Below are 15,865 nucleotides of genomic sequence, written 5' to 3'. Positions count from 1 at the left end.
GTAGGCAGGGGCGTAACTTCCGTATACACACATTACAATGATGAACTGCCGTTCTATGGTATGACGGGGGTAGAGACAGTAAGCTTCCTCGGAGAAACACCGCCATCCGCGAGCTATTACTGGAATAATAATATTTTTGCTGACATGACAGCTCTTAAAACTGTTTATGTGCCAAAGGGAGCTTATAAAGCATACAGCGACGCTTACAGGGAAAACCTTCCGGAGACAGTGCGCATCAAGGAAACGGGCGGTGATGATTTTATTGTTGTGGATGGAGAAGTGACCGGCTATACAGGTGACAGCACAGAGGTGACAATACCGGAGGGCATAACAAAGATCGGGGCTTCTGCATTTAAAAAATCACAGATACAGAAAATCACGATTCCAGTGGAAGTGACGGAAATCGGGGAAAATGCATTTCAGGGCAGTACTGCACTGCAGGAAGTCGTATTTTCCGGAGAAAATAATGTTGCTGAGATCGGAAGTTACGCGTTTAGTGGATGTGGGGAGCTTACGGGATTCAGTTTCGGAGAAAATCTGACAGAGATAAAGGATCATACCTTTGAATATTGTACGAAGCTGAGTGGAGAACTGAAGCTGCCGGAAAACCTGACAGTGATTGGAGCTTCTGCGTTTGGCAGCTGCTCCGCACTTAACGGAAATCTGAATATACCGGAAAATGTAACAAGTATCGGTGAAGGTGCATTTAGCGGCTGTAGTGGTCTGACAGGAAATCTGCAGCTGCCGGAGAAGATTACCAGTATCGGAACATATGCATTTAATGGCTGCAGTGGGTTTAATGGAAGCCTTACACTTCCGTCCGAAATAACGGAAATTGCAGACTCTGTATTTGGCAATTGCAGTGGATTTATGGGAGAACTGACCATACCAGCGGGAGTGACGAGGATCGGAAGATATGCGTTTGGGAGCTGCAGTGGATTCAGCGGTACATTAAAACTGCCGGAAAATCTTGAGAGTCTGTCTGACAGTGCTTTTTATGGCTGCAGCGGATTCACGGGAGAGCTGATCATACCGGATAAGGTCACAGATCTTCCACGAAATACGTTTTCCAGAATGACGGGAATCACAGCGATTACAGTAGGCAGGGGTGTAACTTCTGTATACACGTATTCCAGTGACAACCTGCCGTTTTATGGTATGACGGGGGTAGAGACAGTAAGCTTCCTCGGAGAAACACCGCCATCCGCAAGCTATTCCTGGAATAATAATATTTTTGCTGACATGGCAGGTCTTAGAACTGTTTATGTGCCAAAGGGAACTTATAAAGCATACAGCGACGCTTACAGGGAAAACCTTCCGGAGACAGTGCGTATCAAGGAAACGGGCGGCGATGATTTTATTGTTGTGGATGGAGAATTGGTTGGATATACAGGAGAAGACACAGAGATAACGGTGCCATCCGGAGTAACAAAGATCGGAGCTTCGGCTTTCAGAAAATTGCAGATACAGAAAATCGTGATTTCACCGGAAGTAACAGAAATCGGAGAAAATGCATTCAAGGACTGTGCTTCACTGGAAGAAGTTGTATTTTCCGGTGAAAATAATATAAAGACTGTTGAAGAGGGTGCGTTTAGAAATTGTACGAAGCTTACCTCCTTTGAGTTTGGAGAGAAACTGACAGCTATTGGAAATTTTGCATTTGAAAATTGTACTGCGTTAAGTGGAGAATTGCGTTTTTCAGAAGGACTGACAACGATTGGAGAAAGTGCATTCTATAATTGCAGCAATCTTACCGGGGAGTTGAAATTGCCGGAAGCTCTTACCAGTATCGGAATAAATGCATTTCTTGGCTGCAGTGGATTTACAGGAGAACTGGCGATACCAGATAAAATTACCGAAATAAAACGTGGAACTTTTGCAGGAATGACAGGAATCACTGCAATCGTATTTGGCAGGAGTTTGAAATCTGTATATACGGATTATATAGGTTACGATCATGCGTTTTATAATATGGCAGGAGTAGAAAAGGTAACATTTCTCGGAAAGACACCGCCATCATATAGCAGGTATAGCATTTTTGCCTGTATGCCAAACCTGAAAAAGATATATGTGACAGCAGATGTACTGGAAGCATATCAGACAGCGTATAAAAGTCAGGTGGCAGATTCAGTAGAGTGGTGTACCGATCTGTGGGAAATGCCTCCGTCGAATGCAAAAGCAGCGCATGTATACAGTCACACCGTACATCTGACATGGGACCCGGTACAGAATGATCTGCTGGACGGATATCAAGTGTACAGAGACGGAACAGAAGAGGAAAATCTTCTTACTGAAAAAGTATTAAAAGATGCTTCTTATACAGATGAACAGTTGGAGATTGGAGAGTCTCATACGTATTATGTCCGCGGCTGCCTGACAGATGGAAGAAAATCTGAATTTGCGCAGATAACTGCAGTTACGGCTGCTCCTGAAGTCAGACGAATTTATACAAATGATAAGACGGGCAGAGTCGGACTTTCCAGAAACACTGTTTATGCAGAAGTGACAAACAGCGGAAATCTGCAGTCGTTTGGTGCAAAAGAGACGACAGGTGTTTTCTATTATAAAAACAGTACGGGAAGAAAAATATTAATGGGTGTGGGAGAAATCACATCCACAAACAGTAGCAGAAAAACCGCCAGATACAGCCTGAAATGGAATCTTGATGAGATGGAATCCGGGGAATATACAGTTGTATTTGTTCTTACGGACGGGGACGGTGAATCTGCAGAGACAGAACAGATTATAACGGTGGACAAATCAAGACCACATCAGATCGAGGGTGTTATGGCAGTCGGATCAACTGATGAGATTAACGTCAGCTGGCTGATGGCATCTGAGATTAACACAACAAAGTATCGTGTTTACCGTAAAGCACAGGGAGATTCTGATTTCAGAATTATTGGCTACATCAATGAAAGAGAAACTTTAAATTATATAGACGGATCTGTGAAAGCAGAACGTTCCTATCAGTATTATGTGACAGGTGTGAACGATTTGGGTGTAGAAAGTCAGCCATCTGAAATTGTGTCTGCAAGTCCTGTTTCTGATACAGAGCAACCACGAATTCTCAAAATGATTCCGGCATCAGGAAGCAGGATCAGTGGAAATATTTCTCTGGGTGTACAGGCAGAAGACAATGTAGCTGTCAGAGAAATACAGATTTATGCATCAGAGGATGGCGAAAACTGGACACTCATATCTTCTGTGAAGAAGGATTTTGCCAGTGCGGATTATGATACTTCAAAAACAGTCTCTGGAAAACTCTGGATAAAAGGACTTGCTGTTGATACCAGTGGAAATGAAAGTGATCCGTTTATCTGTCAGTATGAAGTTGACAACGTGGGTCCGTCTGAGGTCGGATTAAGAGAAGAGGAATGCGTGACTACTTCTGTGACGGCAACACTTGTCTGGGATAATGTACCGGAGGAAGATGTCGCATTTTTCCGTGTTGAGCAGTTGATTGACGGTGAATGGAATGCGATCGGTGATGTGAATGATACGCTGGGCATGAATATTTATGGTCTGGTACCGGCAACTCCATATACATACAGAGTGATCGCATATGATCAGCTTGGAAACAGAGGTGCGGAACCGGAAAAAGGAATCACACTTCTTACAAAGGCAGATGACAACAATCCGGTGATCACGGAACTAAATCCAAAGCCGGGAACCTACAGTCAGGAGATTCCTGTTTCGGCAACGGCAAAAGATGATTACGGAATCCAAAAGATTTCATTCCAGATTTCAGATGACGGTCAGGCCTGGCTTACACAGGAAGTAAAAGAATTTGATACACCACAGACGACTGTTACAGCGGAATGTACACTTATGGTAAAAGACCATGAAGATGGAATGATTTATTTCCGTGCAGTCGCAGAAGATTTCTCCGGACATGAAAGTGAGACTGGGGCGAAAGCACCATTTATCCAGTACAGTATTGACCATACTCCGCCGAAAGCACCGGAAATCAGCAGCGTGGAAGGAAATAATGGTTATATTGAAATAAACTGGAAACAGGGGCAGGAAGAAGACATTGATGCATATCAGGTTTTCCGCCAGGAAAATGGTGGAGAATACAGCAAGATTGCAGAAGGTCTTTATCAGCTCAATTATATTGACAGAGACGTAAAAGAAAACACACAGTACAGATATCGTCTGAAAGTAACTGATCAGGCAGGAAATGTCAGTGAATTTTCGAAAGAAATGGAAGAGTCGGTCAGCGTTTTGGCGGATACAGAAAAACCGGAGATCGTAAGCTTCTATCCGGATAATAGTTCAAAGATTGGAGATGACTTTAAAAATATCAGTGTACTGGTGCAGGATAACCGGCTGCTTTCCTCAGTAAAGCTTGAGTGGAAACCCGAAAAAGATGAAACGTATCAGAAGCTGACAGAGAAAACAGAAATAAATGACTGGAACGTAACGGTAAATGCAACACTTCCTGTAGAAAAAATGAACGACGGCGATGTGATCGAAGTAAGAGCAGGTGCAACGGATGCAGCAGGAAATACATGTGAACCGACAGTGGTGAAATATACAGTAGACCTGACTGCACCGAAGCTGAATAAAGTATCATCCGTATATCAGGAAGGAGAGGAAGAGAAGGTAACACTTACCTGGAATGCAGAACTTCCGGATGACCTGATCGGATTCCGAATTTACAGAAGAGAAGATAAGGCAGACTGGAATCTGATCGCACAGCGGCAGGTGGTAAGCGGCCAGAAAGATTATTCCTGCGATGACTGGAATCTTCCGTTAAACCGCACTGTTCTGGAGTACAAAGTTGAAGCTGTAGATGCAATCGGAAATACTTCATTCCGAACTGCAGATGAGCAGGTAATACTTCCGGACAGAAGCAGCCCGAAGGCAGTACTGAACTGTGAGAGCATTATGGAGCAGAATGTGGAGTATCTGTTTGATGCTTCCCTTTCGTCAGATGATACAGGAATCATTTCATATGAAATAGATTTTGGAGATAATACTGAAAAGGCAGCAGGTGCGAAAGCAGTCCATAAATACAGCGAAGCAGGCACATATAAGGTCAGACTTACGGTTGTTGATAAAGATGGAAATTTGTCAGAGACTGAAAAAGAAATTACTGTAAAAGAAAGAGACATGCTGGGTACTCTTAAGGTAAAGGTCAGAAATGCAGACGGCCAGGCCTTAAGTGGTGCCGAAGTATATTTTGATCTCGGAAGTGAAAATCAGTTTGTACGAAGGACGAACGGAAGCGGAGAAGCAGTCATAACAGCAAATGCGGGAACACATGCAGTTGGCTGTATCAAAGGAAATAACGAATATCTTCCGGTCAAAAAAGAAGTTGTGATCACGGCGGCGCAGACAACAGAAGTTACTATGATTCTTGTAGAACAGCCGATCGTAGAAGGAAAATTTGACATCAGGAGAATGAACTTTGATGAAATCAAAGCGGCAGGAATTGAAATTTCTGATCCTGAAAACCAGTATATGGTTACTGTGAATGTAAGGCTGAAATATGGCACGGAAACAGTGACTAATAAGATCATATTTAATCCGGTAACCGGCTGGGATAATGCAAAACCGGTGATCGTAGATACTTCGTCAGGAAAACGTGCGCTGATTCCTCATATTGTATGGTCAGGTTCCGGTGCAGGAAGCGGCGGTTCCGGCGGAGGCAGCTGGGGAGGCGGCAATGGGGGTGATGATGCCTCTTCTGTAAAGAAGCTATCAGTGATCTATCTGGACATTCCGATTGGTGTGTCGGCACTGAAAGAGTTCTTTGATGTAAAACTTCATATTATGAATAATGCATCTTCAGAATTCAGCATGCTGGATAATGAAATTACATTGAATGTTCCAAAGGGACTTGCTATTGCCGAGACTACATCAGGCACTGAGAACAGTGCACATGTGTCTGTTCCGGAGATACCTGGTCAGACAACGAAGACAATTGAATGGATTCTCCGAGGAGATGAGATTGGTGAATATCAGTTGTCTGCGGACTATTCGGGGATTTTGTCTGAATTTAAGCGTCCGGTCACTGCTCATTTCGAGTCAGAAGATTCGATCAGAGTATACGGCCTGCAGGGAATGAAACTGACTGCGCATGTAGCAAACCGATTAAAAGACGGAAGTTTTTATTATGATGTAGATCTTGAGAATAAGGCAAATGTGGAACGTTATCTTCCGAGAGTCAATACACCGGGAAGACTGAACAGTGTGATTTATTATCAGAATGGTTCAAAGAAGGGAGTTTCCATTTCAGAAGACAGTCTGGAAGTTATGGCAATCGGGGACAAACTTGTATATCATTATGAAGATTCAGTCGATAATTATCTTAAAGAAGATGAAGAGCTGAAAGACAGAAATGCGAAACTTGCGGAGGCATTTTATGATGCACAGCACACTTATGGGCTGGAAGTAGAAATTATCAAAGAAAATCTGGATTATTTTGAAGAAGCGAGAGATACCGTTACTTATCGGTTTGATTCACAGGGCGGTTCGACAGTAGCTTCGATGGTGGATATTAAAAAAGGCACGAGGATACAGCTTCCTGCAGTTCCGACCAAAGATGGCAAATATTTTAACGGATGGTTTGAAAATGAGGACGGAACGGGAACCCAGCTGACGCACAGAACACTGGCATCGAAGAGCATGACCTGGTATGCATTTTGGAGTGATGAGCCGGGTGGTGCGGCGACTTTGCTTGTAAAACTGAAAACAGATGAATATGGTTTTCGTATTGTGGACAATGCCGGCAATCCAATTGAAGGTGCAAAAGTGACCAGAAAGGATACGACCGGATCTGAAACTGTAAAGACAGATGCAGACGGCGATGCTGTATTTAAGGCAGCTACAGTGGGAATGGTTGGTATCACGGTTGAGAAAAAGGGATATGTGACATTTGAAAATCTCAAGTATGATATAAGTAAGGCCGGGTACGACATTATCACGCTTTATAAAACTTCGCAGGAAAGCCATATGCTGACGAAAGCTTACTGCACCATAGATGGATATGAGGCTCTGCCGTCGGCAAAAGTGGATCTTCTGAAGCATGCCAAACGGTTTTCATCAGATGCAAAGCTTGGTTTTACGATTACATGCGAGACAGCATCCGGAAACCTGAATGGAGAAAGGCTGGAATTATGGCAGAATACCACGAAGATTGCAGAGGCGGATCAAAAAGGTGTATTTAGACTGAGTCCTGGAAAGTTCGGAACAGGAAAGGGCATTCATGTACGAAATTATTATGATGCCAATGATAAGACAAAATATGTAAGAACGCTGCTCAACCTTGAAATTGTGGAAGCACCGTCTACAAACAATACTCTCAGTCTGGGAAGAAAATCAGCCGTTACAGTGGATGATGATGTTCCGTTCCTGGGTGGCATGAATCTTTCATTGGGATTACCGACATTGCCGGTTGATTTTGAAGTTGATGCAGAAAAACAGACGATGCATCTTGGCATCAATGTGAAGAAAGACGTTTTTTCAGCAGAGAAAGAGAGGGAGGCATTTAAGAAGTGGATTTCCTCAATGAAGGAGAACTATGAATTCGGTTCCAGAGATATAGCGGATCTGAATGCCAAATATGACCAATATTGTAAGCAGAAAAACCAGATGTCCATCAGTGGCTGGGATATAAAGAAACCTGAGCTTACTGCGATCGGATATTTTGAGGGAAAACTGTCTTCAGGCAATGTGGCGCAGCTGAAAGGTTATTTGTGCGTTATGGTGAAAGCATCTGCACAATATGGCTGGACGATTCCTACGGCATTCAGTATTCCGATGGTAATAGAAATCAAATTCAGCGGAAGCGGAGAACTTTCTGCGACGGCAACATATAATATTGAGACAAGCAATCTCTCAGGAACGCTGGCATTTGATTTTAAACCATCTGTGGATGCGCTGTTTGGCGTTGGATTCAGCGGTATCACAGCTGCCGGAGTTACAGGAAATGCATCCCTGGATTTGCAGTTCTATCTTGCAAGCACCAACGGCGATCCGGGACTGAATGCAGCGACTTTGAGCGGTTCGCTGGGAGTAAAAGCTTATTTTGGTTCTGCGGAGACGTCGAAAACATTCAAACAGAATACGTGGTATCTTTATACACGAAATAACCAGCAGAAAAGTGCGGCGGAGTGTTTCATGTATGCAGATGTTCTGTATGATGAAGACAGCTATTCAGAAACAGACAGATCGTATCTTGAAAAACAGTCACAGTGGAAAGGCAGTGAGGAATCTTCGGATGAGATCAAATCACTTCTGACAGACACCTATGGAGGAATGGCACCACAGATTGCGTCAGCCGGCGACACATCGGTGATGGTATTCAGATATGATGATGGTACGACAGATGTCTACAATATGGGAAGACTTATGTATTCTGTATGGAAGGAGGGAAAATGGCAGGAGCCGCAGCCGGTCGATGATAATGATCTGGCTGATATTGATTTTAACCTTTATTCAGATGGAAATGAGATTTATCTTACCTATCAGGAAGCAACTGAACAACTGACAAAGGAAACTGCAGCATTAAATGAACTGACAAAACATACGGTGCTTAGAACTGCAAAATATGATGCAGAAACTGAGAAATTTACATCTGCAGAAGAAGTAACAGAGAAAAATTCTGATGTATATGCATTTCGTCCTAAGACAGGTATAGCCGGCGGACAGGAAGTCATTGCCTGGATCGGAAACACAGACAGCAGCATTTTTGGCAGGAATAAAAATAATAAACTTCTCTGCCGTGTAAAGAACGGTAATCAGTGGAGTGAAGTAAAAACACTTCTCGATAACAGCAATTATATTTCAACGATCAGTATCGGAACTCTGGGAGACCAGGCGGTGATTCTTTGCTGTGTAGACGGAGATAATGATCCTGCAACGGTATCAGACGGAACAGTATACGGACTGGATCTGGAAGGAAATATTCTTTTCAACGAAGCCGGTGGCTGTTCACATGCGGTTTATGTGAATGAAGAAGTAGGTGGAGGTCTTAAAGGCTTTGTATGGAATCAGAGCGGAACCCTGAAACTTCGTGACTCTGTTGAAAATGAAAGCATTTCTCTTACAGGAGAAGAGACGATCACAAACAGTACATTTAAAGTGTGTGGAAATCGTATCTACTATCTGGGGGCAGATGAGAACAATGCGCAGAATATTTTCTGTATTATAAAGCAGAATGGAGGATGGTCTTCACCTGTTCAGGTGACTGCACAGACAGAACAGATTACAAGTTTTGATGTATGCAGAATAGGTGGAGAAGATTATATTACCATGATGCAGAGTAATATGGATTTTGAGAATCCATCAGATAATCTCTGCTGGATGAAAGTTGGCACAGTACATGATCTTTCACTTGACGGAACTACTTTTGAACTGAAAGATGCAATGCCGGGAACAACTCTTCCGGTAACACTGAAAATTCGAAATGCAGGAAGCGAAGCGGTAAGTCAGATCGGATACAAGATAACAATGCAGAGCGCAGATCAGACAGAAAAGGTACTGGTAGAAAAGGAAAAAGATGTAACAATTACAGCCGGAGAAACAGTACCTGTTGTGGTCAATGTTCCGATACCGGAAAATGTTTCTTCCAGAAAATTGAAATTACAGATATGGGAGATGAAAGACGGTGCGGTGGTTGGTGAAGTCTCTGATAATAACAATTTCTCAGAGATCACAGTCGGGCTTACAGATCTTGAAGTGTCTGCAAAGCTGTATACGACAGCAGCAAAGAACAGTCTGGTTGTAACAGTAAAAAACAACAGTCAGGTGCCGGCATCGGGAAGCCTCAAAATTTACGATGCTGCCCACGCAGATGGCGTACTTCTTCAGGAGCATAAGACAGAGATTCTTGAAGCAGGACAGGAACAGTCCGTACGTCTGGAACTTTCAAATGACATTTTTAAAGAAGGTATTACAGAGTTGGAACTTACTGCAGAAGTGGAATCTGAGACCGCAGATTACGACTCAAGTAATAATCATGATGAAGTAATTGTAGATAAAAAAGTGAAAGTCAGCTTTTATTCTGAAGGAGAACTGCTTGAAGAAAATATTTATCAGGCAGGAGAAACTCTGGAATTACCTCAGACTCCACAGGGTAGCGGCGAATTTGCAGGATGGTTCTGCGATGGAAAAGAAGCGGAAGAAGGACAGGTTCTTAAGGACGATATGGAATTCTATGCAGTGTTCCGACAGAATATCAAAGATGCTGAAATCAGTAAGATTCCTGCAAAATGTTATACAGGAGCGGCAATTCGTCCGGGATTTACCGTAACATATCAGGGTGCTGCTCTTTCACAAAGTACTGATTATACAGTGACCTGGAGAAATAATGTCAAAGTCGGAACAGCAACAGCCGTACTTACGGGCATCGGCGATTATTTCGGAAGGAAAGAAATTACTTTTGTAATTGAAAATCATAAATGGAACGGACCGATGAAAACTGTTCAGGCAGCTACGGCACTGGCATATGGACGTCAGGAGAGACGATGTACACGATGCGGCAAAAAGGAAACAAAACAGCTGGCAAAATTGCGGCCGACAATGTCTGTAAATGCATCAAGTATTATCTTAAGAAGAGGACAGAGCACAACAAAACTGAAAGTGACCGGACTTGCAAAGGGAGACCGGATTGCATCCTGGACTTCCAGTAACAGAAGGATTGTAAATGTAAATTCTTCCGGAAAGATTACTGCTGCAAAAAGAGATGGAAATGCAATAATCACCATTACACTTCGAAGCGGATTGAAGAAGAAAATATCTGTCAGAGTCCAGAGAGCAGCAGTGAAAACCACGAGGATTCAGGGAATACAGAGGAGACTTACCCTTCAGAGGAGAAAATCGTACACGTTTGTACCACAGCTACTTCCGATCACATCATTAGAAAGAGTGACTTTTACTTCATCAAATAAAAATGTAGTGACAGTTACGTCCAGAGGAAGAGTCACTGCGAGACGGAGAGGAACTGCGGTTATTACCGTAAGAGCGGGAAGAATCAGAACAAGTTGTAGAATTACAGTACGCTGAAATTAAAACTTTACTTTAGCACTACTTTTGTGTTAGAATAGCATTTGCGCAAGCAGGCCAGGTGATCGCGGCTGTACAGACGAAAGGGTACAGACGAGGAAAGTCCGGGCTTCACAGGGCGGGATGCCGGATAACGTCCGGTGGAGGTGACTCCCAGACCAGTGCAACAGAAATAAACCGCCTTCTTCGTGAAGGTAAGGGTGGAAAGGCAGTGTAAGAGACTACCGCCGTTGTGGTAACAGAACGGGCACATGTAAACTCCATTCGAAGCAAGACCGAAACGAAAGCGATACGGCTGCCCGTCGTGCTTTCAGGTAGGTCGCTTGAGCCATCTGGCAACGGATGGCCTAGACAGATGATCACTCAACGACATAACCCGGCTTATCGGCCTGCTTGCAACAAAAAAGAAACGTCATTACGACGTTTCTTTTTTGTTATGTAATTATTTATTACGTTTGCCTCTGTATTTCTCTTCGCAGTATTTGCAGCGGTATACTTCTTTTTCAGGATCAGCAAGGATGAATACATGATCCAGCCCCTGCTCGATTGAAGTGATACAGCGAGGGTTTTTACATTTGATAACGTTTGTTATCTGTTTTGGAAGTTTCAGGATCCTTTTTTCGACGATCTTTTCATCTTTGATGATGTTTACGGTAATGTTGTGATCGATGAAACCGAGGATGTCCAGATCAAGGTTTTCAATCGGGCATTCTACTTTGATGATATCTTTGACACCCATCTTGTTGCTCTTTGCATTTTTGATGATTGCAACTGTGCAGTCAAGTTTGTCAAGTTTCAGGTCATGATAGATTGTCATGGCTTTGCCGGCCTTGATATGGTCAAGGACAAAACCTTCGTGAAGTGCTCCAACGTTTAACATTATACTTCCACCTCCAGTAATCTGAGAATCAGTGCCATACGAACATAGACACCGTACTGTGCCTGCTTGAAATATGCGGCACGCGGATCATCATCAACTTCAACGGCAATTTCATTTACTCGCGGAAGAGGATGAAGAATGTACATGTCCTTCGGAGCAAGTTCCATTTTCTGTTTGTCCAGTATGTAGAAGTCTTTCATGCGGACATAATCTTCTTCGTTAAAGAAACGTTCTTTCTGTACACGTGTCATGTAGAGAATGTCGAGTTTCGGAAGTGCATCTTCCAGACGTTCTACTTCTTCGAATTCCACATTGTGTTTCTCAAGGATATCTTCGCGGATATAGCTTGGTACGCGAAGTTCCTCCGGTGAGATCAGGACAAATTTAACATTTGAATAGCGAAGTACCAGAGCTTCGATCAGAGAATGAACGGTACGTCCGAACTTCAGGTCACCGCACAGACCGATGGTAAGATTGTCAAGTCTTCCTTTAAGGGAACGAATAGTAAGAAGATCGGTGAGTGTCTGAGTAGGATGCTGATGACCACCGTCACCGGCGTTGATAACAGGAATAGAAGATGCCATAGAAGCGACCAGCGGAGCACCTTCTTTCGGGTGACGCATAGCACAGATATCTGCATAACAGGAAACAACACGAATTGTATCGGCAACGCTTTCGCCTTTGGCTGCGGAACTGGAACCGGCTGATGAGAAACCTAAAACCTTGCCGCCGAGGTTCATCATAGCAGCTTCAAAACTTAATCGTGTACGTGTACTTGGTTCGTAAAAACAGGTGGCAAGTCGCTTATCATCGCAGACATGCGCGTATTTGACTGGATTTTTTTCGATGTCGCTGGCCAGTGTAAGAAGATCGTCGAGTTCTTCTTTTGTGAGGTCCAACGGGCTCATTAAATGTCTCATGTAATACCTCCCTTGTTGGTGCGGAAAATTGTAAAAATTCTCTCTTGCACAATCATATACTAGTGGAATCATTTTTTCAAGATGCTTTCGTAAGGATTTTTTCAAAAATCAATCCGGCTGCAAACCACAGCGGAGCATAATCAAGACGGATGATTCCGCGGTACTGAAATGCGGCACCGCTGTAGTCCCATGGACACATTTCAAACTCTTTCAGAATACTTCCACTGACAAATTCCACAAGATAAAAACCGAACATATAAAGCAGTCCCCGGCAGAAAAAAGGAAACGTGTAAATTCTGGCATACAGAGGGGCGATAACCGCTGCGCAGCCGTAGATGGGAAACATCAGAAGAGAAGTTTTGCCGTTCATGGTGCGCTGACCGGCGAGCAGAGAATGCAGTCCGGTCCAGAGTATTTCGAGACACCATCCGGCAGATCCGCAGAGGAAATAATTCGAGAGATTCTGATTCATGGCAGACCCTCCTGATCATGTAAAATTGTTGTAAAACTTTGATTCTAGTATGTCCCGGTCTTGAAAAAAAGATACGTAAATGCTATATTAACTAGTAATAAACAATTATCAGTATTAGGAGTACACAAAATGGATTATCAGCAAAGCAGAGCGTATGTAAAAGACGCGGATCAGTACGCGGGAGGCGCTCTGGATCTTACAAATATAAAAGAACTGATGAACCGGCTTGGGAATCCCCAGGATCGGTTAAAATACGTACACGTGGCAGGAACCAACGGCAAGGGTTCGGTGATCGCTTATCTGTATACCACTCTTTCAGATGCAGGATATCGTGTCGGAAGATATATTTCTCCTTCGGTATATTCTTACAGGGAGAAGATGGAAGTGGATGGCAGGGCAGTCAGCCGGGAAGCGTTTGCCGGATATATCACAAGGGTTGCTGCAGCAATTGAAGAAATGACAGAAGAAGGTCTTGCACATCCCACCCCATTTGAAATAGAAACGGCGGTGGCATTTTTATTTTTTGCAGAAGAAAAATGTGATCTTGTCATTCTGGAAGTCGGAATGGGCGGTGATCTGGATGCGACAAATATTATTAAAAATACGGTGCTTGCAGTTCTGGTTCCGATCAGTATGGATCATCAGGCTTTTCTTGGAAATACACTTGCCGAGATCACGCAGAAAAAGGCCGGTATCATCAAACCGGGCTGCAGTGTTGTGACGGTCGGACAGAGGCCGGAGACGATGGAAGTTATCCGGGAGGTATGCCGGGAAAAAGGAGCAGATCTGACCGAGACAGATTTAAGTTCTGCAAAAGCGGTTAAGGAAGACTTTGCCGGACAGACACTGGAGTACCGGGGAGAAACATATGAGCTTTCACTGGCAGGATCCTATCAGACAGAGAATGCAGCACTTGCACTGGACGCACTGGAGGTTTTGAATCATAAAGGCTATCCGACAACTGTCGAACAGCGTAAAAAGGGACTTAGAGAGACAAAATGGAACGGACGCCTGACGATCATCCACAGAGATCCTTTGTTTATTGTGGATGGGGCACACAATCCGGCAGCAGCAGATATGCTTGAAGATTCAGTTCGCAAATATTTTAAAGGACGAAATATGTACTTTATCATGGGCGTTTTCCGCGACAAAGATTATTCTTATATTATCCGGAAGTTATGTCCTTATGCAGAGCAGATCGTTACGATCGAGACACCGGATAACCCACGGGCACTGCCGGCGCAGGAACTGGCAGAAGCCGTGCGGGAGTGCAATCCACATGTACAGGCAGCAGAGAATATACAGGATGCGGTAAATAAGGTGTTTGCCATGGCAGACCGAGAGGATGTCATCCTTTCCTTTGGATCTCTTTCTTTTATCGGAGAGATCACAACAATTGTCAAAAACCGGGAGGAAAAGAACTTATGACAGATTTACAGGAATGCCGTAAAGAAATAGATATCATTGATAAGGAAATCTTACGGCTTTTTGAAAAAAGGATGAAAGTCTGCGAAAATGTTGCAGAATACAAGATACATACAGGCAAGAAGGTACTGGATCCTAAAAGGGAACAGGACAAAATCACGGTTCTTAAGGATTCTGCGCATGGTGAATTTAATGAACTTGGTGCACAGGAACTGTTTCAGCAGATCATGGCGATCAGCCGCAAACGTCAGTATCAGCTCCTGACAAAAAATGGTGTCGAAAATGACATCAAAGACTACAAGATGGTCGATGCACTGCCGCTGACCGGAGTCAATGTAGTATTTCAGGGTGTCGAGGGCGCATACAGCTATGCCGCCATGCGTGCATATTTTTCTGATGCGATCAACAGCTACCACGTAAAGACATTCCGCGATGCGATGGAAGAAGTTGCTTCCGGCAAGGCGGATTATGCAGTGCTTCCGATTGAAAATTCGACGGAGGGAATCGTGACAGATATCTACGATCTGCTTACAGAATATCAGCTCTATATTGTCGGAGAGCAGGGGATGAAAGTAGAACATGTACTGCTCGGCATTCCGGGAACTTCTCTTGAAGAGATCAAAACCGTTTATTCTCATCCGCAGGCACTTGCGCAGTGCAAAAAATATCTGGAAAGTCATTCGGACTGGAAAACTGTCAAGACCGAAAATACAGCAGGTGCAGCAAAGAAAATCCATGAAGAACTGGACAGAACACAGGCGGCAATCGCAAGCCGTGCAGCAGGAGAGCTTTACGGACTTTCTGTTATGGCGGAAAACATCTGCTATAATGAGGAAAATGTCACCAGATTTATTATTGTAAGTGCACATCCGGTTTACGAAAAGAGCGCAGCCAAAATCAGCGTAAGCTTCGAGCTGCCTCATGAGAGCGGAACACTTTATCATATGCTGTCACATTTTATTTATAACGGACTGAGCATGACAAAGATCGAATCCCGCCCGATCACCGGAAAGAAATGGGAATACAGATTTTTTGTAGATTTTGAAGGTAATCTGGAAGAACCGGCAGTCAAAAATGCACTCCGCGGTCTTGAAGCAGAGGCAAATCGAATGAGAGTACTTGGAAATTACGGACAGCAGGAGGAAGAATAAA

6 protein-coding genes and 1 other RNA gene are annotated in these 15,865 nt (G+C 43.7%); 4 read left to right on the top strand and 3 right to left on the bottom strand.

Going from position 1 to position 15,865, the window contains the following annotated elements; all coding sequences use genetic code 11:
- Positions 1-60 precede the first annotated feature (60 nt).
- On the top strand, positions 61-11,016 hold the full coding sequence (locus DWW86_RS03245; protein ID WP_207661397.1) for a leucine-rich repeat protein: 10,956 nt from the start codon (positions 61-63) through the stop codon (positions 11,014-11,016).
- 49 nt (positions 11,017-11,065) lie between these two features.
- Positions 11,066-11,416: RNase P RNA component class A (gene rnpB, locus DWW86_RS03240), an RNA gene on the top strand.
- Between the two features lie 42 nt (positions 11,417-11,458).
- On the opposite strand, the gene DWW86_RS03235 is transcribed toward rnpB, so the two are convergent.
- From DWW86_RS03235 to DWW86_RS03225, 3 genes are all read right to left on the bottom strand, one after another.
- Complete coding sequence (locus tag DWW86_RS03235) at positions 11,459-11,896, bottom strand: aspartate carbamoyltransferase regulatory subunit (protein WP_022214906.1); 438 nt, start codon at positions 11,894-11,896, stop codon at positions 11,459-11,461.
- Positions 11,896-12,816 (bottom strand): aspartate carbamoyltransferase, encoded by a 921-nt coding sequence (gene pyrB / locus DWW86_RS03230; protein WP_015542993.1) that lies wholly within the window; start codon positions 12,814-12,816, stop codon positions 11,896-11,898. Before pyrB ends, DWW86_RS03235 begins: the two co-directional genes overlap by 1 nt.
- Before the next feature lie 76 nt (positions 12,817-12,892).
- Positions 12,893-13,288, bottom strand: a complete 396-nt coding sequence (locus DWW86_RS03225) for a putative ABC transporter permease (RefSeq protein ID WP_117942242.1) — start codon at positions 13,286-13,288, stop codon at positions 12,893-12,895.
- A gap of 129 nt (positions 13,289-13,417) precedes the next feature.
- Between DWW86_RS03225 and DWW86_RS03220 the strand changes: the two genes are divergently transcribed.
- Positions 13,418-14,716, top strand: a complete 1,299-nt coding sequence (locus DWW86_RS03220) for a bifunctional folylpolyglutamate synthase/dihydrofolate synthase (protein ID WP_117942241.1) — start codon at positions 13,418-13,420, stop codon at positions 14,714-14,716.
- On the top strand, positions 14,713-15,864 hold the full coding sequence (gene pheA / locus DWW86_RS03215) for a prephenate dehydratase (protein WP_117942240.1): 1,152 nt from the start codon (positions 14,713-14,715) through the stop codon (positions 15,862-15,864). Before DWW86_RS03220 ends, pheA begins: the two co-directional genes overlap by 4 nt.
- The last annotated feature ends 1 nt before the right edge of the window (position 15,865 follow it).

The sequence above is a fragment of the Ruminococcus sp. AF17-22AC genome, from assembly GCF_003460065.1.
In the GTDB taxonomy this organism is placed as follows: Bacteria; Bacillota; Clostridia; order Lachnospirales; family Lachnospiraceae; genus Blautia_A.
The sequence above is the reverse complement of the archived record's forward strand: the minus strand, read 5'-3'. Positions and strand labels throughout refer to the sequence as shown.

Coding starts and splice junctions, on each gene's coding strand:
- DWW86_RS03220 (WP_117942241.1), top strand. CDS start 13,418: ATGGATTATCAGCAAAGCAGAGCGTATGTAAAAGACGCGGATCAGTAC.
- DWW86_RS03235 (WP_022214906.1), bottom strand. CDS start 11,896: ATGTTAAACGTTGGAGCACTTCACGAAGGTTTTGTCCTTGACCATATC.
- pheA (WP_117942240.1), top strand. CDS start 14,713: ATGACAGATTTACAGGAATGCCGTAAAGAAATAGATATCATTGATAAG.
- DWW86_RS03245 (WP_207661397.1), top strand. CDS start 61: ATGACGGGGGTAGAGACAGTAAGCTTCCTCGGAGAAACACCGCCATCC.
- DWW86_RS03225 (WP_117942242.1), bottom strand. CDS start 13,288: ATGAATCAGAATCTCTCGAATTATTTCCTCTGCGGATCTGCCGGATGG.
- pyrB (WP_015542993.1), bottom strand. CDS start 12,816: ATGAGACATTTAATGAGCCCGTTGGACCTCACAAAAGAAGAACTCGAC.